This is a genomic window from Citroniella saccharovorans (assembly GCF_035481615.1).
In the GTDB taxonomy this organism is placed as follows: domain Bacteria; phylum Bacillota; class Clostridia; order Tissierellales; family Peptoniphilaceae; genus Citroniella; species Citroniella saccharovorans.
Genome location: NZ_JAYKOT010000001.1, coordinates 391,869 through 413,931 on the forward strand (window position 1 = coordinate 391,869; position 22,063 = coordinate 413,931).

A 22,063-nucleotide genomic window follows, 5' to 3' on the forward strand; every position below is an offset into this window, starting at 1 on the left:
TTTTTAAGACTTGCAATTTTTTTCTTCGTAGATAAGCTTATTTTTATCGAGTTTTTCCTTCAAGTCTTTTAAATCTTTTTCTTCCTTATCTTTTTTATCCCTTAGAAATTCAGTAGATTCCTTTAAATCTTTTTTATATTCCTCTAACTTCTTACTTAAGTCCTCATTCTTAGACTTATCATCTGATAATTCTTTTTCCCTATCTTTTAAATTTTTTTCTAGAGTAGCCAATTCATCTTTAAGAGAATTAAGTGTAAGTCTATCTTTTTCTATCTCATCTAATACACTAACAAGCCCATTTAACTGGTTCTCTAATTGACTTATTTCATTTTGCAATGAAGTTATTTGAGCATTTAGCCTTCCATTTTCTCCATTAAGGTCCATAATTCTTTTTTGAAGATTTTTATTTTTAGAAAAAGTAAGAGCATATTGTATCTTTAAGCTACCTAGATTTTGATTATTCTTCTGAATAATTTTTTTATAGGAGCTTATATCTTGGTTTTTTTCTTGAATAGAGTTTTTGTAGCTTGTGGATTTAGAATTATAGTCGTCTTCATTTTCTATTATCTTTTTTTCAAGTGCATTGTGCTCATCATCTTTTTCCTTGAATTTATCCTTACTTTCTTCAAAAAGCTTTTGACTTTCTGAAAGTTTCTTCTTGCTTTCATCAAGAGATGTTTGAAGCTTTTCAAGCTCTTTTTTTCCATTCTTTTCAAGTTCATAAGCTTTATTTAGCTTATCTTTGAAGGCCTTTTCTTTTTTATCATAATTAGTTTTTTCATTTTTCAGATTATCTTGATTAGTTTTTAGACTTTCCTTGTCAGATTTTAATTTTTTATCCAGCCTAACAATTTCTTTTTCTAGATTAGAAGAAAGGTCTTTTAGATTTTTCTCTACCTTTGTTTTCTTAACTGCTTTTAACTTCTCACTTTCTTCCAAAAAATTTAAACTTCTAGAATCATTAATAGCCTTATAATCAGTAGAAAAATATGAAAGGTCTTCAGTATCTTTGTATTTTAATTTTAAAAGATTATCATAGCTAATATTAAAATCATCATCAATAATTAATCCATATCCATCTATTTTAGAATTTGAAATAATTGAAGATGCTGAACCTTCTGCTAAAATAGATTGAGGAGATGAAATAAAGCCGCAAATGGTAAATTCTTCAATCTTTAGCCTAAGAGAAGAAAAAGCCCCTCTTTTTACCAAGCTAATCTTATCGCCTATTTTATAATTATTATTTTTTATTTTCTCTATGGCAATTTCTCCGCTGGAAGAAGGAAACTTACCTTCAATTAGTTCATACTTAACCCAGGACTCTGGCATAGATTCAACATTTAATATTAGGTTAGTGTCCTTTATGTTAACATCTATAGTTCTAAGTGAACTTACATATTCCAATTTAGAATCTTTATTTATAAGGTCAAATTCTTCCTTGTCAAAGCCATAGGAAGAAAATACCATCATATCTTCTTTTTGAAAATTTTTTAAATAAGAATCAAAGGTATTTCTAAAAAAATACCCATAACTTGAAAAACCATAGAAAAAGGAAATAATAAAGCATAAGATTAAAAAAGTATATATATATAATTTATTTATTGCAAAAAATTCCTTTATCCTTTTCAATTTAAATTCCTCCAAAGTCTATTATACTATAAAACTTAAGAAGTTAGACTGTTTTTATGCTTTTTATTAATTTTTCTTTTAAATTAAAAATCCCATACAAAAGTATGGGACCAGAGTGTAGACAAAATCCAAAAACGCTTATCCGACTGCAGAAACCCCAAAATTCTAAATCTCATAATCCTGTAAATCGCAAACTCGCTAACGCTCAAACAGTGCGATTTACGGGCGAATTATTTCAATTTGAATTTCTTACAATTTCTTTCGTATGCAGCGTACCTTTTGGATTTTGCCACTTTGTCAACAGTCTAATCCCATACAAAAGTATGGGACTAAAAAATTTTAAATAATTAAATTTACTAAAAATAAAGCTAAAAGAGTTATGGGTAGAACCATAGACGCAAATCTTGAAACATTTAGATCCTCAAAAGATTTGTCACTGACAAAATAAAAGGACAAAACAAAAGAAATTATAAGTGCAAGTGTATTAATAATAAAATTTTTAAAAGAAAAATTTTCATTATTTAAATCTAAAAAAAGTTTGAAGCACCAAACTATTATGATGGTTAAAAAACTCTTTTTAAAAGACACTTTCTTTTTCAGATCATCTAAGTTCATATTCATTAAAATAGCCTATTTTACTAATTCATCTAATTTTTCTAAAGCCTTATCAAAGTCTACAGGATCAGTATTTTGCTCATTATATGCTACATACTCTACAACATTATCCTTGTTTAAAATAATTATACCTCTATTTAAAAGATTTAATTCATTGATTAAAAATCCGCTCTTTTCTCCAAATTCTCCTTTATTATAGTCAGAAACAAGAGTTTGATTTTCAATTGAATTTTCTTTAGAAAATCTATCTGCTGCAAAAGGAAGATCCTTAGATAGAGTTATAAAACGTACTTTGCCTTCATATTTTTTAGCTTCTTCATTAAATCTTTGGGTTTGAAGACTACATACGCCTGTATCTAAAGAAGGAACAACAGATATAAATTTGATATCCTCTTTTATCTCATCCAGATTAAAAGCATTCATATCCTTATCTACAGCTTGAAAAGAAAGTTTGTCTCCGGCTTTTAATTCTTCACCTTTTAAAGTTAAATTACTATCTCCCATTTTAGTTTGTCTTGTCATAATTAATACCTCCATTTAAATTTTAATTCCTACATATATATACCCAATTTATCATAAGGCTTAAAAATTTTTTGCGAAATTTTATTTATTATGATAAAATAATACTTAGAAATAAAAGGAGGCATTATATATGAAAAAGACAAAAATAATATATATTATACTTGCCTTATTTATTTTGGCTTCTTGTCAAAATAATAAAGATAAGAATGGAAAAGATGAAAATAAAACTGTTGAAAATGATAATAATTCTAATAAAGGAGAAGTATTTATGAGTTCAGACTACTACCCAATAAACATTTTAGAAAGGGAAACAAAAAAGAAAAAAAGGCGAAAACTTACTCGTTTCTCCATATTCTATAAATGAGGCTCTTTTGCTTTTAGCTAAGGGAGCTGAGGGAGAAAGTTTAAAAGAAATTGAAAAACTACTTGGCGGCGATGTAGATACTATTAGTAATAGAGCGAAAAATATAGGCGAAAAAAATCCAAAAAAATATAGATGAAAATAAAGATTATTATGAAATAGATCCTAGCTTTAAATCTTTAAATTCAATTTGGATAAAGAATAATTTTAGTGTAAAAGAAGATTATTTAAAAGAAAGTTCTGGGGAAGTATTTAAGGAGCCTTTTGATAAATCTACACTTGAAAAGATTAATTCTTGGGTAAGTGAAGGAACAAATGGCAAGATTGATAAAATGCTAGATGACTTAGATGAAGAGTTAAGAATGCTTCTAATAAATACACTTTATTTTAATGATGAGTGGCAAAAGAAATATACTAAAGATGATATCCAAAAACTAATCTTTAAAGCTAAGGAAGAAAAGGAATGTGATTTTTTAGTTTCATCAGAAAAATATTATCTTGAAAATGATGATTTTAAAGGTTTTAAAAAAGAATATCTATCTGGAGCGAACTTTATTGGTCTTATGGCAAAAGAAGGAAAAATAGAGGATAAATTAGGCCTACTAAGTAGAGAAAAAATATCTGAATTTATAAGTAAAAGCAGAGAAGACGCCGATTTAACAGTAAAAATCCCTAAATTTGACTTTGAATATAAGGGCGACTTGAAGGAAATATTTGAAAATATGGGAATTGAGAATATTTTTTCAAATGAAGCTGATTTTTCTAAAATATCTGATGAGAAGTTAAAAGTATCTGATATTATCCATAAAACATTTATTTCATTCAACGAAACTGGAACTGAAGCTGGGGCAGCTACACTTATAGGCATGGAAATGATGTCTGCTCCTGCCCAAAGAGAAATGATTGAACTAGTTTTTGATAGACCATTTTTATTCTTTATAGAGTATGATGGAGAAATTCTTTTTATGGGGATTGTAAATGATATCAAATAAATATTTTTAAAAAATATAAATTAAAGCAAGCTTTTTATAGCTTGCTTTTTTTTGTAAAATAAAGGCCTCTTAGTAAATAATACTTGCGAGATTAAAAATCAAATACTTTTTGGATAAGCATAATAGTATAGATATAAAATCACTTAGGGATCTAAACTATCCTATTTAGATAAAACGACAGTAGATGGCTTATATTAATCAAAATTTAATTTTATAATTACATATAAAGTTTATTTAGAAATATCATATTATCTTTATAGCAAAAAATAGATGAAAATAGGATTTAATATAGATTCTATATATATTTTCTAAGCATTTTATAAAAAATATTTATATCAAATTTTATGGGACTTCTAAAAAGAGAAAGAGCCTTTATGATTTTTACAGGCATATAAACTTAAAATGCAAGTAGGGTGAGATTAAAAAAAGCAAAGAAAAAAACATATAAGTTAATAGAAGAAATGCGAGATAGGAATAGATAAAATGAGCATAAAAATATGAGCTTTTAGCTAAAAGAATATGAAAAAGGTCTTTCAAAGCTAGCTAAAGAGGAAAAATTAGTTAGCTTTGGAAAAAGTAAAAACCAGCGCACTTAAGACGCTGGTTTTTAGCAACTTAGCTTATAGCTAGTTTTTATACTATTATTTTAATGGTTAGATTTTTAATTGAAATCTTTTTTTATTTTTTATAGCCTTTCTTAATTCTCCTATGGCAACTGGAATTATAGCAAATAAAAGAATTACTATCCAGTCACTTAATGAAGGAGAACTTACTTTAAATATATTATTTAAAAATGGAATATAAAGAACTAATAGGAGTAGGGCAAATGAAAATATGCTAGCATAGACCATTGATTTATTGGAAAATACGCCAATTTTTCTTAAAGTAAGATGGTTTGACCTACTAGAATAAGCTCTTAATAATTCACATACTATAAGAGTTGTAAAAGACATCATTCTAGATTCAATAGAATCTACACCATAAACATTCATTCCATAAAAATATGCTCCAAGAGTAGCTATTGTTATAGATATAGACTGAAGTCCAATTGTTAGTGCAGATTTTTTATCGATAATTGCTTCGTCAGGATCCCTAGGACTTAATTCCATAATATCTTCTTCTCCTTTTTCTAATCCAAGAGCCATAGCAGGAAAAGAATCGGTTACTAAATTTAACCAAAGAAGCTGAATGGCTGTAAGAGGTAGGGGAATATTTAATATAATGGAGATGAAAATTATTAAAACTTCACCTATATTACAAGATAGTAGATAGGAAACAAATTTTTTAATATTTGAATAAATTATCCTTCCTTCCTCAACTGCATCGACTATAGTTTTAAAATTATCATCAGTTAGGATTACATCACTTGTATTTTTAGCAACGTCTGTTCCTGTGATTCCCATAGAAATTCCAATATCCGCTTTTTTAATAGCTGGAGCATCATTTACTCCATCCCCAGTCATTGCGGTTATCTCGCCATTTTCTTTAAGAGCAGTTACTATTTGAACCTTGTTTTCAGGAGAAACTCTGGCAAATATATTTTTCTTTTTTACAATTTGCCTTATTTCTTCATCAGACATTTTATTTAATTCTCTGCCCATTATAGCCTCATCAATGGAATCGGCAATTCCTAGTTTATTTCCAATAGCAAAAGCAGTGTCAAGATGGTCACCTGTAATCATAATTGTTCTAATTCCAGCCTTTTTACATCTAGCGATTGCTTCAATAGCTTCTTCTCTCGCTGGGTCAATCATTCCTAAAAGTCCAACAAATATCATATCTTTTTCTAAATTTTCTTCGCTAATGTCATCTGGCATGGAGTCAAAATTTTTAAAAGCAAAGGCAAGGACTCTAAGAGCAGAAAGAGCAAAGGATTTATTATTTTCTAAAATTTCCTTTTTATCATTCTCACTTATTGGCATAACTTTTCCATCTATAAGGATTTTACTGCATCTTTCAAGGACAATATCAGGAGCTCCTTTTGTAAAGGAAGAAATTTTACCATCAATAAAACCTTTGTGCAGACTTGTCATCATTTTTCTATTTGAATCAAAAGGAAGTTCAGAAACCCTTGGATATTTTTCTTCTAGCTTATTTTTTTCTAAATTTTTCTTGCCGGCAAAAGTTATTAAGGCTCCTTCTGTAGGATCTCCTATTATTTTATATTTTTCATCTTCTCTTTCTAGCTTTGCATCGTTACAAAGACTTGAAATTGTCATTAGGGTATATAGGGAAGGAAAATCTTCTTCGCTAGCATTATTTCCACTATATTTAATTTTACCTACCGGTTCATATCCTATCCCTTCAACATCGAGAACTTTGTGGTCAAGATATGCCTTTCTAACAGTCATTTCGTTTTGAGTTAGAGTTCCAGTTTTGTCTGTACAAATAGTTGTTGTAGTACCTAGTGTTTCAACTGCAAGTAGTCTTTTTACAATGGCATTTCTTTTTGCCATTCTAGTCATTCCAAGTGAAAGAACAATTGTAACAATTGCGGCTAAACCTTCAGGTATAGCTGCAACAGCAAGTGAAATACTTGTTAAAAACATTTGGTAGGCTTCATGCTTATAAATTAGACCAACGACTAGAACTATTAAACAAATTCCAACGATAATAATTCCAAGTAATTTTGAAAGTTGGTTTAATTTTTTTTGTAGGGGAGTTTCTTCATCTTCAACTTTTAAAAGAGAAGATGCAATTTTACCAATTTCAGTTTTGTGCCCAGTTTCAGTAACTATCCCCTTAGCCCTGCCATAAGAAATAATAGTTGAAGAATAGCAGTAATTTTTTCTATCTCCAATTTCAAGATGGGGATCAGTTATATCGATCGCTTCTTTTTCTACTGGTACAGATTCTCCAGTTAAAGAAGATTCATCAATTTTAAGATTTGAACTTTCTATTAATCTAGTATCAGCAGGAACTATATCCCCAGTTTCAAGTAGGACTATATCCCCAGGGACAATTTCTTCTGAAGGAATAGATTTTATTTTTCCATCTCTAAGAATTTTCGCATTGGGTGAAGACATTTTTTTAAGTGAGTCAATAGCTTCTTCTGCCTTTCCCTCTTGATAGATACTAAGAGCTGCGTTAATAATAACTATAGCTAAGATAATAACTCCTTCAATAAAATCTTTTAAGTAAAAAGAAATGAGTGCAGCAAGTATAAGAATAATTATTAAGGGGTCTTTAAATTCATCTTTAAGTTTTGAGAAGATGGACCTTTTTTCTGTTTCTTCTAATTCATTTCTACCATAACTTTCAAGTTTTTTACTAGCCTCCTCGCTTGAAAGTCCTTCTTTAAGGTTACTAGAAAGCTCTTTTTCAATTTCTAGTGTAGTTTTGGTAAACCAATTCATAAAATACCTCCATTAAAAAATTTGGACTTTTGAGTAAGGTCTCGCTCTCCAAAAATTGGGGCCAACCGGGAAAAATTCCGTACTGACGGATTGGCGCTTTATAGGCTACTCCCCTTATACAAATTACGCTTAAGTTTAAAATAAATTTATAATAGAAAATAGAAACAAAATAAAATTAATTTCTATATAATTTTTTATATACCCATATACCAACATTTTACTAATAGTTTAAAATAAAAATCTTAATGATATAATATATATTGAGGAGATATTTAATTATGAAATTTTGTTCAATTAGATCTGGTTCAAGTGGTAACTGTTCATACATTGAATTAAGTGGGAAAAAATTTTTAATAGACGTAGGCTTATCTGGAAGATTTATACAAAAAGAAATAGAATCAATAGATGAAAAGATGTCTCAAATTGATGCCATACTTTTAACCCATGAGCACAAGGACCATTCAAGTGCGGCTGGGATTCTTTCGAGAAGATTCAATATTCCAATCTATGCCAATGAAAAGACTCATATGGAAATAAGTAAATTCATAGGAAAAGTTTCAGAAAAAAATATTAGATTTCTAAAGACGAATAGCTTAAACGAGGTACTTGGAGTAGATATTGAAACAATAGGCTTAAAGCATGATTGTAAGGAAGCGATTGGCTTTGCATTTTATGAAAAAAATAAAAAACTTTCTTATATAACTGACACAGGAGAATTAAACTCCAGTATGATGGATAGGATAAAAGATTCTAATCTATATTTCTTGGAGGCAAATTATGATCCACAAATGCTAATTAATGGACCTTATAGTCCTAAACTAAAGGGAAGAGTTTCTGGAAAATTTGGTCACCTTTCAAATGAAGAAACTGCAAGGGCACTTTTGGATCTTTTAAGAGGAGATGGAGAAAAAGTATATCTTGGACATGTTTCAAAGATAAATAATAGCGAGGATCATTCATATGAGACGGTTAAAGCTATACTTGAAGGAGAGGGACTTAAAATTGACGATACGCTTAGTTTAAAAGTGGCATCAAGATATTATAGGGGAGAGCTTGTAGAGGTATAAAATGAAAATAACAATAATAGCTGTTGGAAATTTAAAAGAGCAATTTTTAAAAGAATGTTCTATGGAATATCAAAAAAGAATTTCAAAATTTTCTAGAATGGAAATAATCGAGATTCCAGAAGAAAAACTTTCAGAAAAGGCTTCTCAAAAAAATATTTTAGATTGTCTTGAAAAAGAAGAAGAAAAAATTAAAAGTAAAGTAAATCCTTCCTCTTTTGTAATTGAACTCTCACTTGAAGGAAGTGAACTTACTAGTGAAGAATTTTCAAGTATGATAGAAAAAATTACTGTAGATGGATATTCTTCGATTACTTTTATTATAGGATCTAGTCATGGACTAGGAAAGGGAATAAAAGATATAGCAAATTATAGGCTAAAAATCTCAAAGATGACCTTTCCTCACCAACTCGCAAGAGTTATACTTTTAGAGCAAATTTATAGGGGATTTAAAATTTTAAATGGTGAGCCCTACCATAAATAATATTAGAAAGATTAAAAAGATGGAAGAAAATAAAGACATAAAGTTTTTAGCTGAAAATTCAATTATTAAAAAATATAGAAAATATATATGGAGCAAATTTATAAAAGCCTGTAAAGATTATAGACTTATAGAAGAAGGAGATAAGGTTGCAGTTGCAATATCTGGCGGGAAGGATAGTTTATTACTTGCAAAGCTAATAGAAGAACTTCAAAAACATGGACTATACTCATTTGAAACGGTTTATATAGCTATGGATCCTGGATATAGCGAAAAAGAATAGAGAAAAACTTTTAAAAAATGCGAGCCAGCTTGGGATAGATCTTAAAATATTTAAAACAAATATTTTTGAAATATCAGAAGGAATATCTAAAAATGCTCCCTGCTATATGTGCGCAAGAATGAGAAGGGGAGCCCTTTATTCAAAGTCTAAAGAACTTGGAGCAAATAAACTTGCCCTTGGTCATCATTTTGATGATGTTATAGAAACGACCATGATAAACATATTAAGGGCAGGAAGCTACAAAACTATGATGCCTAAACTAAAGTCTAAAAATTTTGAAGGAATAGAGCTAATTAGACCCATGTATTATATAAGAGAAAAGTCAATTATTAGCTGGAGGGACCATATTGGTCTGGAAGCGATGAACTGTGCCTGCTCCTTTACAGAAAGAAAAGAAGATGGAACTAGGAAAGAAATAAAAAAATTAATAGAAGGCTTGGAAGAAAAATTCCCAAATGTAGAAAATTCAATCTTTAAATCATCAGAAAATGTCAATATAGATATGGTGTTAGCTTACACTAAAGCTGGTAAAAAAATAAATTTTTTAGATGAATATTAAAAAATCTTTTCTATGACTTAAATAAAAATATTTATAATTTTTAAACTCTCTTTCATGAGAGTTTTTTTATTTTCAAAAATGATTTAAGTATTTTTAATTAGATATAAGTAAATCTATCATATAAATCAAAATAAAAATTCATTAATATTTAGAGGTGAAATAATCATTTTGAAGAAAAATATTAAATATATTAAAAGTAAAATTAATATTATCAATTTTTATACTTAAAAAGCTTGACAAAATAAAAAGTAGTTGTTAATATATATTTGAGGTGATAGAGATGGCAAATAATAAATTATCTAAATGCCCTGTTTGTGGAGGAGAATTAATTATAAAAGAACTTTCCTGCAACGGATGCGGCACAACTATTAGAGGAGAATTTGAAGAAGATAAATTTTCAAAATTAACGGCTGAAGAAAAAGACTTTATAGAAGTTTTTGTTATGAAAAGAGGATCAATCAAAGAAATAGAAAAAGAACTTGGCATTTCCTATCCTACTGTAAGGAATAAACTTGACAGCGTAATTAAATCATTGGGACACGAAGTTGGAGTAAAAGAAGCTAGAATAGATATATTAAATAGACTTAACGAAGGAGAAATAACTCCTGAAGAAGCTACAGAACTTTTAAACGCTTATAAATAATAGAATTAAAATGGAGGTATAATTATGAGTAAAGAGAAACTTTTAGTTCTACAAATGCTTAAAGAAGGTAAAATTAGCGAAGAAGAAGCCCTTAAGCTCTTAGAAGCTATGGGAGAAGATAAAAATACAAAGAAAAATATTGGTGAAAATAAGTTTAAGTTTTTGGAAGATGATTTTGTTTCAAAGATTACAGACTCAATTGCATCTATTGGAAGAAGAACACAAGAAGCCATACAAAAGATTAATATTGAGGAGACCATTAGTGATATTGGATCTACTTTTTCAAAATTTAAGGGAAAGACTGAACAAGTATTTGACTACGATTTGGAAAAGAGTGGAGATGTTGATTCAATTGAGGTTGAAAATTACAATGGGAAAATTACCATCCACGGCTTAGAAGATGAAGAAGAGGAGCTAGATGAAAAGAAAGATCCTTTAGACTTAGAATTTGCTGAGGGTGATGACTTCAATCTAAATGAAGAAGAAAGTAAGGAAGATAAAAAAGAAGAAAGTAAAGGAAAAAGTCCAAATAATATCAGGGCAAATATAAAGATTTTTTATGACGATAGGCTAAACTCAAACAAAAATAATAGATACTTTGATATGACAAAAGAGGGAAGTACTTTAATAATCAAACCATTAAATGAATATTTTAGAATAGATTCATTTGAGGCAAATATAGACCTTTACCTACCAAAAAAAGTCTATAAATCAGTAAAAGCATCTGTAACAAATGGAAAACTTTTAGTAAAGGGAGTAGAAGCTGAAAAAGCTGAATTAAAAGTTATTTCTGGTAAAGCTATGGTATGTGATACTAAGCTTGGCGATGCTAAAGTTGAGACAGTAGATGGTAAAGTTCTATTAGAAAAAATAAGCGGCGATGATTTAAAAGCAAAATCTGTCTCAGGAAAATTAGTAGCAGAAGATATTAATTATGTAAATTCTAGCTTCGAGCTAACAAGTGGCAAGATAAATATAGATGGAGTAGGTAAATCTTCTAGAAAAATAAAGGTAGATATTGTATCAGGAAATCTAAATATTTCTCTTGATAAACTTCTACAAGCAGTAAAAGTTATATATAAAAGAAAAGATAGGAATACATCCAACCTTAATTTTGGAAATAGATTCACTTCAGTTATAGATGAAAAGAGCGAAGTTATAGCTTTTTCTGATAATTACAAAGACGATGATGAATCTTCACTAATAATAGAAGCAAAGGCTCTATTTGGATCTACAAATATTGACTAGAGATATTAAAAAGTAGAGTTTTTAAAATATAAAATTTTCAAATCAAAAGGGATTCTAACGCTATGTTTAGAATCCCTTTTTTGTGCGCTTTAGCATGAATAAACCACCAGCTATGCTGGTGGTAGAAAAATAAGCTTTAGCTTCAAGCAAAAAACCTCCCATGATAAACTATTTATGTTACTGGCAGTAGCATAGACAGAAAAGGGAGGTATCCTAAATGGATAATAATAGTTTATCACATACATCATGGAATTGTAAGTATCATATAGTATTTGCTCCAAAATATAGAAGACAAGTAATATATGGAAGGTTAAAACAAGATATAGGAAAAATATTAAGGGACTTATGTGATAGAAAAGGAATAAGCATAATAGAAGCAGAATGTTGTCCAGACCATATTCATATGTTGTTAGAAATTCCACCGAAATACAGCATATCTCAAACAATGGGCTATTTAAAAGGAAAAAGTAGTTTGATAATATTTGATAGACATGCAAACTTAAAATACAAATACGGAAATAGACATTTTTGGTGCAGAGGATATTATGTAGATACAGCAGGAAAAAATGCGAAAAAAATACAAGAATATATAAAAAATCAATTAAAAGAAGATTACATGGCAGACCAAATAAGCATTAAAGAATTTGTAGACCCGTTTACGGGAGAGCAAGTAAACAAAAGCAAAAAGTAAGGTGCTTTAGCACCAGCTGTGAAAATTGGTGCACGAGAAAGAAAGTTCGAAGCATGAAATGCTGCCGGTAACAGCCCCTTATAGGGGCAAAACAAACCACCGGCTTAGCCGGTGGTTATGATTTAATTTAAACTAAAAATATTTTTTAGTATTAACTATTCATATTTTCTTAATAGGTCTACTTCTATATCTAACATATGGTCACAGGCTACTTTAAAGAATCTTGTAAGTCTAATTATTTCCTCAAAATCTCTTTCAGGAATTTCGTATAAAAATGCTCCATTTTTATCCCTATTTGAAAATACCAATTCTCTATTTTCAAAGATTTTAATAAATCTACCATTTTCTTTTCCTTCAAAAGCTATAAGTGCTTTTTCACCGGGATTGTCATAGGAAACGTCATTATTATTTTTTTTCTTTAATTTGATATTTTCACTACTTAATATATCTTTAACTGCTGAGAAATAACCTTCTATAAATATAGTTCTATTTTTGTATAATTCTTCTGCTTTTTTATCTAATTTTTCATTTCTATTAAGATTAAAGGAAGAAAAATTTTTAGGATATTGCACAAAATTCAAATCATCTATGTCAGCTACAGCTAAAAAAATATTGTAATCTTCATTAGTGTCATTCTTATCGAAAAAACGACCTTCTTTGCTGTCATCTTCGCTTTTTTTATTTTGAGTCTCATTTAAAGCATCTACTTTACTTATGCTGGGATTTGTTTCACTTCCTGCTGCCTTAGTATCAGGATTTGAACAGGCACTTAAAAGTAAAAGTATAGATAGAAAAGAGCTTAATAATATTTTTTTCATTGTTATTCCTCCTTAAGTAAAATATTATTTTCTTTTTCTTTTCCAAATTTTTTCTTTTAGTATCCACCGCCTCCTCTGAACTTATTTCTCATTCTCATATTTGAGTCGTTTAAATTTGCTTCTTCTCCTCTTACTCTATCATCATCTAAAGAGGATTTTTTAGGATTTTTTTTATTGTTATCTTTTTTTTTCTTCAAAAAATCAAATAGTTTGCACATATTTCTACCTCCTAAAGACTTTATCTTATTAATATTATACCCAATTTTATATTTCTTAATCAGTAAATTAAAAATAATTGCAAAAAAAAACACAAAATATAATATTATAACTCAATCACACCAAGCGATTATATATATAATTTCTTTACTTTAAATATATCCTGGTATTTTGTATAATGAGATTAAGAGTAATCTAATGGAGGGAATTTATGGAAACTTTTTGGTCTACAAATGTTCAAGGGGTTAAAACTTTATTTTTGTCTAGAAGTTTAAGGTTTAAGGATGGATTTTTTAAGGATTTTGAAAATATATTTAATATTGATAAGGATAAAAAGGTAAAAATATTAGAACTTGGGTGCGGGCCTGGTGCTCTTATACACAGGCTTTCTGAAGTTTATCCAAATGCTAGCTTGTATGGCCTTGATAGGGATAGAAATTTTATTGATTTTGCAAATGAATTTGTAGTTTCTGGTAAGTTTTTCTTAGATGATTTGGAAGACTTATATTTTAAAGAAAATGATTTTGATATTGTTATTTCCTATACTCTAGCTGAACATATAGACCCAGATTGTCTTTTGTCTATTCAAGAAAAATTATTAAAAAAGGGCGGCAAAATGATAATCATGTCTGTTTTGCATTCTTCCAACGATATTTTAAATTATGTAAAACTTGACAAAAACTTAGAAGATGAAGAGGAAAAAGTTTGGGAAAGATTAAGAGATGTTCATTTTCCAGATCTTAAAGAAGAAGGGGTTAGAAAGTTTAATTTAAGTGAAGCTGAGCTTTTTAAAAAAATAAGGGAATTTTCTTTTAAAGATATAAGCATTAACAACGTTTTTACTAGGATATGTCCAGATGATGATGAAGTTAGTGAGGAACTAGCAAATTTAATCTTTGATACAAAAAAGATTTCTCAGGAGGAAATTTTAGAAAGGCTTTATAGGGACGATTATATAACAGACGATGAGGCAGAACTTCTTTTTGATAATTTGGATAAGAGGCTTGAAATTAGAAAAGAAGAATATGAAAATAAAGAGAAGATTTTTGATAGGGAGATAGTTTTAACTAGCGTTATATGTGCAACTAGAAAATAAACTTAGCTTCATTTAAAATGGAGGCAAAATATGAAAATATATAAATATCTTGAAAAAAATCTAATCTTCTTAGATAAGGATTTTAAGTCCAAGGAGGAGATTAGTAGTGAAATTATAGATATGATTTATAAAATCGATAGTAGAACAGATAAGGAGCTTTTATTAAAAGATATTATTGATAGGGAAAAAATTGCTTCAACTTCTTTTGGCAAAGATATTGGAATTTTCCACGCAAAAAGTTCTGGTGTAAAGAGAGTGTTTTTAGCTTTTTATAGGTTAAAGGAGCCTTACCTCTTTCCAAAAGATGAAAATAAAACAAAGTTAATTTTCTTTATAGGAATTCCAAGCGATAAAAAAGATGAACATTTAGAGATTTTAGCAGAGTTTTCTAGAAATGTCTTAGATGAAAATTTTTTAAAATCTCTTATGGAAGAAGATGACAAGGACAAGATTATAGAACTTTTCAAAAATAGGGAAATGGACTTTAGGGATGTTGAAGAGAATAAAAAGAACGGATATGCTCTTGCTCTTCTTAGCTGTCCAAGTGGTATGGTCTATAATTTTATAGCTGAAGAAGTTTTAAAAAAACTGGCAAGTGAAAAAAGTGTTGGGCTTGAAGTTTACTTAAGGAAGGATTTTCAAAATATAACGAGGGAAACAATTGAAAATGCTGATTTTGTTATTGTTGCAAATAAAAGTCTTTCTTCATATCCTAGGCTTTGTGGAAAGAAAGTTATTTTTGGAAAGATTGAAGATTTAATAGAAAACCCTGAAAAATATTTATTCCCAGAGGGGCTATCTATCTACAAGGAAGATAAAACTTCTTTGATGGATGCATTTAAGATATTTAGGAGGAAAAAATAGTGAAATTTTTTATACCTGTTATTGATAGAAAAAATAGTATAGATGATTATTTGAACGAAATTTTAGAGAAAATCCATGAGGGATCTGAAAAATCTTGCGATTTAGTAATTTTTGGAGAGGCAATTCTCCAAGGTTTTGATTCACTTAATTTTGATTATAAAAATGATATTGAAATTTCTCTTGGAGAATCTTCTAGAGAGATTGCCATTTTAAAAAAAGCCTGCAATGATTATAAGATTGGACTTGGATTTGGCTATTATGAAAATTTTAAGGGAGCTATTTATTCTTCTTATATGGTTATATCTGACAAGGGAGAAACTATCTTAAATTATAGGAGAAGGTCTCCCGGCTGGAAGGAAGCTTACGCAAATAAGGATTATAGGGAAGGAAGTAGTTTTTTAACTTTTGAATATAAAAATAAAAGCTTTTTAACCCTGATCTGTGGTGACTTTTTTACAGATGAATTTTTGGAGGATATTTCTTCATATTATACAGACTATCTTTTGTGGCCAGCCCACTTAGATTTTAGCTTGGATGTTTGGAAAGAGGAAAAAAAGTTTTATTTAGAAAGAACTGAAATTGTACCTATGAAGACTATTTTTGTAAATTCATTAAAGGATAGACCTACTTCTTCCTTTGTCTCTTACCACGGGAAAATCTTAGGAGAAAATAATAAAATGGATTTAATTTATGAGGACTAATATGAAAACTACTGACATAGATAAGAAAAAGCAAGATGAAAAGAAACCTAGAGGCGATTTAAGACGTGAAAAAAAGATATATTTGGAAAAGGATAATCCTAGACAAAATCTAAGTTTTATTCTTATGATTGTATCTTTTATTCTTTTTATTTATTCAACTTATGGGATTAAAAAGACTTTCTATCAGGATGCTTTCTTTATTCTTTTTATGGCTTTTGCCAGCCTAGATGTTTTCTTTAAAAAATCTATGAAAAATAAAAAAGTCTATCTTTATATTAATCTTTTTATAAGTATTCTATATATAGCTTTTGTAATACTTAAAGCTATTTAAAATTATTTATATATTTGATATAATTTAGATAAAGAGGTGGATTAAATGTTTAAATTTATTAAAAGTCTTTTTCCTATAATCGCTATAAGTGTAATTTTATCAGCTTGCAGCATGGTAGAGGATATAAAAGTTGATGATTCTGAAAATATAAATATTAAAGTTAATCTAATAGATAAAAATGAACTTATTAAAACAGATGAAACATTTATGGAGAGGGAAAAAGAAGTAGAAAAAGAAAAGAAAGAGAAAAAAGACGCCGAAGAAAAGAAGAAGGCTGACGAAAAAGAAACTTTCTATGGAGAAAAATAAGAAAAAATATTCTGTTTCTGAAGGTCCTCTAAATGTTAGAAAGGAAGCTTCTAGTGATTCTGAGTTAATGGGACAGTTACAAACAGGAGATGTTATTGAAGCTTTGGAAGAAAAAGAAGTAGCTGGCGAGGCCTGGGTTAAATTTTCTAAGGACGATTTAAGCGGCTGGGTTTCAGTTAAGTACCTTTCAGTAGATATTGGAATAAGCCCAATAGCTACTTACAAAATTGTAATACCTGACTTAAATGTAAGAAAAGAACCAAAAACTGATTCTGATGTACTAACTACTCTTGGATACTGGCAATCTGTTGATGTTTTTGAAAAAATTACCAATGAAAATGGAGAAGTTTGGCTTAAAATAAAATCAGCAGGCTCTAGTGATGGCTTTGGATATATTTTATCTGATATGGCAGTTGAAGAATAATGGATAGGATTTTAATTGTTGAAGATGACGAGGATATAAACAATTTAATTAGAGATTTTTTATTAAAAGATGGATATGAGATCTTCCAAGCTTTTTCTGGAACAGAAGGCCTTTTTTATTTGGACAAGGGAATTGATCTATTTATCTTAGACCTTATGCTACCTGGAATTTGCGGAGAAGATTTTATTTTAAAGGTTAGGGAAAAGTCTTCTTCTCCAATTCTTGTAGTTTCAGGAAAAGTTGATGTTATGGATAGGGTTAATGTTTTGGAACTCGGAGCGGACGACTTTTTACTGAAACCTTTTGAAATGATTGAACTTAGGGCAAGAGTTAAGGCACTTCTAAGAAGAAATGATAGTATTTTGAAAACAGACGATGAGATACTTGAAATTAAAAATTTAAAACTCAATATTTCAAGTGGAGAAGCTTTTTATAATGATGAAAAACTGGATCTTACTTTTTCGGAATTTAAAATTCTTAGGGAGTTTGTAAAAGCAAATGGAGCAATCATTTCAAGAGACAGTCTATATGAGCTTATATGGGGAAGTGAAATTGGAGGATTTGACAACTCTATTTCTGTTCACATATCAAATTTAAGACAAAAACTTAAAAAGGCCTCTGGGGAAGATTTGATTGTAACCGTTTGGAAGAGAGGCTATAGACTAAAAATTTAATAATGAAGTTTTTCTTTAAAAATTAAATGCTAAGATTATTTTATCTTAGCATCAGAGTGTAGACAAAATCCAAAAACGCTTATCCGACTGCAGAAAATGAGAAATTCTAAATCTCATAATCCTGTAAATCGATAGCTCGCTAACGCTCAAACAGTTTGGTTTACGGGCGGATTATTTCAATTTGAATTTCTTACAATTTCTTTCGTATGGAGCGCTAGCTTTTGGATTTTGCCACTTTTTAAGCAAGATGATGCTAAGGTTATTTTATCTTAGCATTTTTTATATTGAGTATTTTTTCTTTTTTTTAAAAGTAGCCTTATTAAAAGTTTAAAAAGTATAAATAATTATTAAGAAATCTTTATATATTTTTTATGAATTATAAATCTTTTTTCTAAAAATATTTTATATAATAATCTTGTAATAAAAAGATATAAAAATCAAGGAGGTAAAAATGATTAGTTATATTAAAAGTGAGCTATTTAGAGCTAAAAAAACGAAGGCGTTCAGATATTTAATTCTTGCAGTAGCAATTTTCGTGCCTTTAATTATAACTCTATCTGCAACAAATACTAAATTTGATATTGATTATTATTCAGGTGCGGGTGAACTTGCTATAGGATTTGGAACAATTGTCGTTTCATGTATTGCTTTATTCTTTATATTTAAAAACAAGGACACAAAAACACAGATTATTGGCTATGGAATAAAAAAGGAAAAACTTTACTGGTGGGATTTTATTACTTACAATTTAATCGTTGCAATATTAGCTTTAATAATTATGCTAGTTTTAATTGTGCTAAGCTTTCCACTTGGAGCCATTTTTAAAGCAGTTCATACTGACACTGGAATGTATGCCTTTATAAAAACTGTTTTAGTTAGCCTTTTGCTTCAAATAAATGTAAACTCTGTTTTATATGGACTCGCATATTTATTTAATAAACCTTTTGGAGGTATTTTAATGAATTATGCTGCTTTTGATTTAATTTTAAGAGTTTTATTTATTATATCGGGGGAAAAATATAGTATGTTAATTTTAAAGATTGGGGATTATCTTCCTACTCATATACTAAACCAAGTTGCAAATAGAGTTTTATATGAGGAACCAATATTTAGTAAAGCTATAGCAGCGTCTGGATATAAAATTGGAAATATAATTTTATCTTTTGTAATCTGTTTTGCTATTAGCCATTTTTTAGGACTATTGGCATTTAAAAAGAGAGAACTTTTATAGGAGGCTAATATGACTAATGTAATTAAGACAGTAAATTTAACTAAAAAGTTTAAGGATACAATGGCTGTAGATAATATTTCACTTGAAATTGAAAAAGGAGATATATATGGAATTGTCGGCCCAAATGGAGCAGGAAAATCAACCCTACTAAAACTTATCACAGGAGTTTCAACTCCTAGCTCTGGAGAAATTGAACTTTTTGAATCAAAGGATCTTGAAAAAGGTAGAAAAAGAATGTCAGCTATCTTAGAAAACCCAACTCTTTTTAAAGATATGACCGCTCTAGATAATCTTGAGTATTTTAGGATTCAAAGAAATGTTCCTGAAAGAAGTAAGATTTTTGAAGCACTTGAAACAGTTGGCTTAGATCCTTCTTCTAAAAAGAATGTTGGAAAATATTCTGTTGGTATGAAGCAAAGACTTGCTATTGCTCTTGCCCTTATTACAAATCCAGAAATTATGATATTAGATGAGCCAATAAGCGGAATTGATCCAAAGGGAATATATGAAATTAGAAATCTAATTAAAAAACTTGCCCTTGAAAATGGAGTTACTTTTATTATTTCTTCTCATCTTTTATCAGAACTTTCAAATACTGTTACCAAATTTTTAGTTATAGATAATGGGAAAAAGATTAAAGAAATGACCATTAAACAATTATATGATGAAACATCAAATCATATTATTTTAGAAACTTCTGACAATAGCAAAGCTATGGCTTTGATTGAAGAAAAGTTTAAATATGGCGTTAGTGCATCTGAAAATAATTCAGTAAAGGTTTTAAATGCAGGAGACGATATAAGTAGAATTATTGCATTTTTAGTAGAAAACAAGATTGATGTTTTAAACGCTAACAAAACTCATCAAAACCTTGAAGATTATTATATGAATTTGGTTGGAAGATAAGATGCTAAAGGTATTTTTTATATTAAGCTTAGGCCTAAATATTGGTCTAGGCTTAATACTTTTTATATTATTTAAAGACTTAAAAAAAACAATAGGCCTCACAGAAGAATATCTTAAAGAAGAAAAGTCTAATATGAGGGTTAATTCTGGTAGTTTTAAAATTAGTCTTGAAATATCTAAACTGATAAATAAATTAATTGAAAAAAATGAAGAAACTAAAAAAAGGTCCGCTATTGAAAGGGAAAATTTAAATAGGGAAATAACTTCAATCTCTCATGATATTAGAACGCCTCTAACTTCTATAATTGGCTATATTCAGCTATCAAAAGATGAATGTAGGGAAGATAAAATAAATCATTATTTAAGTATTATTGAAAAGAAATCCTACTCACTTGAAGAACTTATTAATGATTTTTACTCCTTAAAACTAATAGAGACAAAAAAAGATTTAGAAATGCAAAAGGTCTACCCTAATATTATTTTGGAAGAGCTTATCTCTGAATATTATGTAGACTTTGAAAAGAAGGGAATTAAACTAGATGATCATATTCTATCAAATAAATCTATCTTCACCAATGAAAAATATCTTTTTAGATCTTTCGAGAATCTAATTTCAAATATGTTAAAATTTACTAAGTCTAAGGCGGAGATAAGTCATTTTGAAAAAAATGGTAGACTTTATACTGTATTTAAAAATGATATAAAAAATGATTCTAATCTAGTTAAAGATAAGATTTTTACAAAATATTATACAGAAGATCATGCCAGGGTAAAGAGAAGTTCTGGGCTTGGACTTTATTCGACTAAGCTTATGTTAAATAGGTCTGGAGAAAAGATTGATGTTAATTTTGAGGGAGACTATATTATATTTACAATAAGTTATAAGGATAGTATATGATTACAAAACTATTATTTGAAAAAAAGGATGAGTCTTACAAAAACTTTCTTCTAAGAATTATTAAAGGCCTTGATGAAAAGGAAGTAATAGGGGTTAGGAAAAAAGATTTAAGAGAAATTTTTAAAAAGACAAAAGACTTACACAAAGAATTTTTAAATACGCCACATATATATCAAGAAGAATTTTTAATTCATATTTATATTATTTCAGAAATAGACGATTTTAAGGAAGCTATTTTAGAGCTAGATAAAATTATAGATAAGCTAGATAACTGGGAGCTTACAGACTCTGTCAAAATTAAGAACATGAAAAATGAAGAAAATCTTAGCTATTCTTATTTTGAGAAATTAATTTCAAGTGGAAAAACTTTTTATATTAGAACGGCCCTTGTATTAATGATGAGATATTTTAATAGCCCTTTCTACCTAGATAAAAATCTAAATCTAATTTTTTCTATCACAAATTATGACTATTATGTTAAAATGGGAGTAGGGTGGTTTCTAGAAGAATTTACAAAAAAATATAAAAGTGAGGGATATAAAATTCTTGAAGATATGAATCTTGCAAAAGAATTTCAAAACGCTTTTATATCAAAGATCAGACAGTCCTCCTATTTCACTAAGGAAGAAAAGGAAACAGCCTCAAAATATAAAATCTAGTGGGTGTTTTTTATGAAAGTTCTAAATTTAAGTAATAAAAAAATATTTGATATTTTTTTAATCTTTTCTTTAGGACTTTTTTTTATTTTCTCATTTTTAAGCGGAGATAAGGCTCTTATATTTAACTCTTTATGCGGATTTATTCTTCTTAAACTTGCACAAGATGATCTATATAATCTCTCTTTTGATGATAAATTTTTTATTCCGCTTATTATTTTAAGTATTATATATTTTATCTTTTCTTTTTTAAGGTCAAGACTTGATTATTGGGCGAGCATTCTATCGATTTTATTTTTATTTTTTTACTACATATTTTCTAAATTGGAAAAAAGTTCCTATAGGCGAGGGAGACCTGGGAGTGTTTGCTCTTACATTTATATATTTTAAGGGCCTCGAGCTTTTTCTATATTTCTTTTTAACTTTTTTACTAGCTGCGCTTTATATTCTACTTGAGAAAATGTTTGGGTCTGTAAAGAGTAAAATTCCCCTTAT

24 protein-coding genes and 1 pseudogene are annotated in these 22,063 nt (G+C 28.6%); 20 read left to right on the forward strand and 5 right to left on the reverse strand.

What is annotated here, in order from left to right; genetic code table 11:
* Nucleotides 1–3 precede the first annotated feature (3 nt).
* Together VLK81_RS01865 and tpx are read right to left on the reverse strand one after the other, a co-directional pair.
* Nucleotides 4–1,629, reverse strand: a complete 1,626-nt coding sequence (locus VLK81_RS01865) for a coiled-coil domain-containing protein (protein ID WP_324618811.1) — start codon at nucleotides 1,627–1,629, stop codon at nucleotides 4–6.
* Nucleotides 1,630–2,259: 630 nt separating this feature from the next.
* On the reverse strand, nucleotides 2,260–2,766 hold the full coding sequence (tpx, locus tag VLK81_RS01870) for a thiol peroxidase (protein ID WP_324618812.1): 507 nt from the start codon (nucleotides 2,764–2,766) through the stop codon (nucleotides 2,260–2,262).
* A gap of 130 nt (nucleotides 2,767–2,896) precedes the next feature.
* On the opposite strand from tpx, the gene VLK81_RS01875 reads away from it, so the two are divergent.
* Genes VLK81_RS01875 through VLK81_RS01885 form a run of 3 tightly spaced genes read left to right on the forward strand, consistent with a single transcriptional unit; the run spans nucleotide 2,897 to nucleotide 4,119 of the window.
* Nucleotides 2,897–3,130 carry a hypothetical protein gene (locus tag VLK81_RS01875; RefSeq protein WP_324618813.1) on the forward strand — a complete coding sequence of 78 codons (234 nt, stop codon included), beginning with the start codon at nucleotides 2,897–2,899 and terminating at the stop codon, nucleotides 3,128–3,130.
* 7 nt (nucleotides 3,131–3,137) lie between these two features.
* Complete coding sequence (locus VLK81_RS01880; RefSeq protein ID WP_324618814.1) at nucleotides 3,138–3,266, forward strand: hypothetical protein; 129 nt, start codon at nucleotides 3,138–3,140, stop codon at nucleotides 3,264–3,266.
* 19 nt (nucleotides 3,267–3,285) lie between these two features.
* The gene (locus VLK81_RS01885; RefSeq protein WP_324618909.1) at nucleotides 3,286–4,119 is read left to right on the forward strand and encodes a serpin family protein; all 834 of its coding nucleotides are present in this window, start codon (nucleotides 3,286–3,288) and stop codon (nucleotides 4,117–4,119) included.
* Between the two features lie 653 nt (nucleotides 4,120–4,772).
* On the opposite strand, the gene VLK81_RS01890 is transcribed toward VLK81_RS01885, so the two are convergent.
* The gene (locus tag VLK81_RS01890) at nucleotides 4,773–7,475 is read right to left on the reverse strand and encodes a calcium-translocating P-type ATPase, SERCA-type (RefSeq protein WP_324618815.1); all 2,703 of its coding nucleotides are present in this window, start codon (nucleotides 7,473–7,475) and stop codon (nucleotides 4,773–4,775) included.
* 278 nt (nucleotides 7,476–7,753) lie between these two features.
* On the opposite strand from VLK81_RS01890, the gene VLK81_RS01895 reads away from it, so the two are divergent.
* From VLK81_RS01895 to tnpA, 6 genes and pseudogenes are all read left to right on the forward strand, one after another.
* Nucleotides 7,754–8,542, forward strand: a complete 789-nt coding sequence (locus tag VLK81_RS01895; protein WP_324618816.1) for an MBL fold metallo-hydrolase — start codon at nucleotides 7,754–7,756, stop codon at nucleotides 8,540–8,542.
* 1 nt (nucleotide 8,543) lies between these two features.
* The gene (gene rlmH / locus VLK81_RS01900; RefSeq protein ID WP_324618817.1) at nucleotides 8,544–9,023 is read left to right on the forward strand and encodes a 23S rRNA (pseudouridine(1915)-N(3))-methyltransferase RlmH; all 480 of its coding nucleotides are present in this window, start codon (nucleotides 8,544–8,546) and stop codon (nucleotides 9,021–9,023) included.
* Nucleotides 9,024–9,042: 19 nt separating this feature from the next.
* Nucleotides 9,043–9,862 (forward strand): annotated as a pseudogene (locus tag VLK81_RS01905) (tRNA 2-thiocytidine biosynthesis TtcA family protein).
* A 280-nt stretch (nucleotides 9,863–10,142) separates the two neighbouring features.
* Nucleotides 10,143–10,505: a DUF2089 domain-containing protein gene (locus VLK81_RS01910; RefSeq protein ID WP_324618818.1), complete on the forward strand. Its 363-nt coding sequence runs from the start codon at nucleotides 10,143–10,145 to the stop codon at nucleotides 10,503–10,505.
* Nucleotides 10,506–10,529: 24 nt separating this feature from the next.
* On the forward strand, nucleotides 10,530–11,753 hold the full coding sequence (locus VLK81_RS01915) for a DUF4097 family beta strand repeat-containing protein (protein WP_324618819.1): 1,224 nt from the start codon (nucleotides 10,530–10,532) through the stop codon (nucleotides 11,751–11,753).
* A gap of 217 nt (nucleotides 11,754–11,970) precedes the next feature.
* Nucleotides 11,971–12,444: an IS200/IS605 family transposase gene (tnpA, locus tag VLK81_RS01920; RefSeq protein WP_324618628.1), complete on the forward strand. Its 474-nt coding sequence runs from the start codon at nucleotides 11,971–11,973 to the stop codon at nucleotides 12,442–12,444.
* Nucleotides 12,445–12,599: 155 nt separating this feature from the next.
* On the opposite strand, the gene VLK81_RS01925 is transcribed toward tnpA, so the two are convergent.
* Together VLK81_RS01925 and VLK81_RS01930 are read right to left on the reverse strand one after the other, a co-directional pair.
* On the reverse strand, nucleotides 12,600–13,262 hold the full coding sequence (locus VLK81_RS01925) for a hypothetical protein (RefSeq protein ID WP_324618820.1): 663 nt from the start codon (nucleotides 13,260–13,262) through the stop codon (nucleotides 12,600–12,602).
* 56 nt (nucleotides 13,263–13,318) lie between these two features.
* Nucleotides 13,319–13,480, reverse strand: a complete 162-nt coding sequence (locus VLK81_RS01930; RefSeq protein WP_324618821.1) for a hypothetical protein — start codon at nucleotides 13,478–13,480, stop codon at nucleotides 13,319–13,321.
* Between the two features lie 209 nt (nucleotides 13,481–13,689).
* On the opposite strand from VLK81_RS01930, the gene VLK81_RS01935 reads away from it, so the two are divergent.
* The 11 genes from VLK81_RS01935 to VLK81_RS01985 all read left to right on the forward strand — a co-directional run bounded on the left by VLK81_RS01935 (nucleotide 13,690) and on the right by VLK81_RS01985 (nucleotide 21,571).
* On the forward strand, nucleotides 13,690–14,574 hold the full coding sequence (locus VLK81_RS01935; protein WP_324618822.1) for a class I SAM-dependent methyltransferase: 885 nt from the start codon (nucleotides 13,690–13,692) through the stop codon (nucleotides 14,572–14,574).
* Between the two features lie 30 nt (nucleotides 14,575–14,604).
* Nucleotides 14,605–15,438, forward strand: a complete 834-nt coding sequence (locus VLK81_RS01940; protein ID WP_324618823.1) for a PTS sugar transporter subunit IIA — start codon at nucleotides 14,605–14,607, stop codon at nucleotides 15,436–15,438.
* Nucleotides 15,438–16,139 carry a carbon-nitrogen hydrolase family protein gene (locus tag VLK81_RS01945; RefSeq protein WP_324618824.1) on the forward strand — a complete coding sequence of 234 codons (702 nt, stop codon included), beginning with the start codon at nucleotides 15,438–15,440 and terminating at the stop codon, nucleotides 16,137–16,139. Before VLK81_RS01940 ends, VLK81_RS01945 begins: the two co-directional genes overlap by 1 nt.
* A gap of 1 nt (nucleotide 16,140) precedes the next feature.
* A complete protein-coding gene (locus VLK81_RS01950) occupies nucleotides 16,141–16,470 on the forward strand; it encodes a DUF6442 family protein (RefSeq protein ID WP_324618825.1) in 330 nt (109 codons plus the stop codon).
* A gap of 45 nt (nucleotides 16,471–16,515) precedes the next feature.
* Nucleotides 16,516–16,779: a hypothetical protein gene (locus tag VLK81_RS01955; protein WP_324618826.1), complete on the forward strand. Its 264-nt coding sequence runs from the start codon at nucleotides 16,516–16,518 to the stop codon at nucleotides 16,777–16,779.
* A complete protein-coding gene (locus VLK81_RS01960) occupies nucleotides 16,766–17,203 on the forward strand; it encodes an SH3 domain-containing protein (protein WP_324618827.1) in 438 nt (145 codons plus the stop codon). Before VLK81_RS01955 ends, VLK81_RS01960 begins: the two co-directional genes overlap by 14 nt.
* Nucleotides 17,203–17,877, forward strand: coding sequence for a response regulator transcription factor (locus tag VLK81_RS01965; RefSeq protein ID WP_324618828.1), 675 nt, complete (start codon nucleotides 17,203–17,205; stop codon nucleotides 17,875–17,877). The genes VLK81_RS01960 and VLK81_RS01965 overlap by 1 nt, the downstream gene beginning before the upstream one ends.
* A 451-nt stretch (nucleotides 17,878–18,328) precedes the next feature.
* A complete protein-coding gene (locus VLK81_RS01970) occupies nucleotides 18,329–19,108 on the forward strand; it encodes a hypothetical protein (RefSeq protein WP_324618829.1) in 780 nt (259 codons plus the stop codon).
* 9 nt (nucleotides 19,109–19,117) lie between these two features.
* A complete protein-coding gene (locus VLK81_RS01975; RefSeq protein WP_324618830.1) occupies nucleotides 19,118–20,014 on the forward strand; it encodes an ABC transporter ATP-binding protein in 897 nt (298 codons plus the stop codon).
* Nucleotide 20,015: 1 nt separating this feature from the next.
* Nucleotides 20,016–20,912 (forward strand): sensor histidine kinase, encoded by an 897-nt coding sequence (locus VLK81_RS01980; RefSeq protein ID WP_324618831.1) that lies wholly within the window; start codon nucleotides 20,016–20,018, stop codon nucleotides 20,910–20,912.
* The gene (locus tag VLK81_RS01985; RefSeq protein ID WP_324618832.1) at nucleotides 20,909–21,571 is read left to right on the forward strand and encodes a DNA alkylation repair protein; all 663 of its coding nucleotides are present in this window, start codon (nucleotides 20,909–20,911) and stop codon (nucleotides 21,569–21,571) included. The genes VLK81_RS01980 and VLK81_RS01985 overlap by 4 nt, the downstream gene beginning before the upstream one ends.
* The last annotated feature ends 492 nt before the right edge of the window (nucleotides 21,572–22,063 follow it).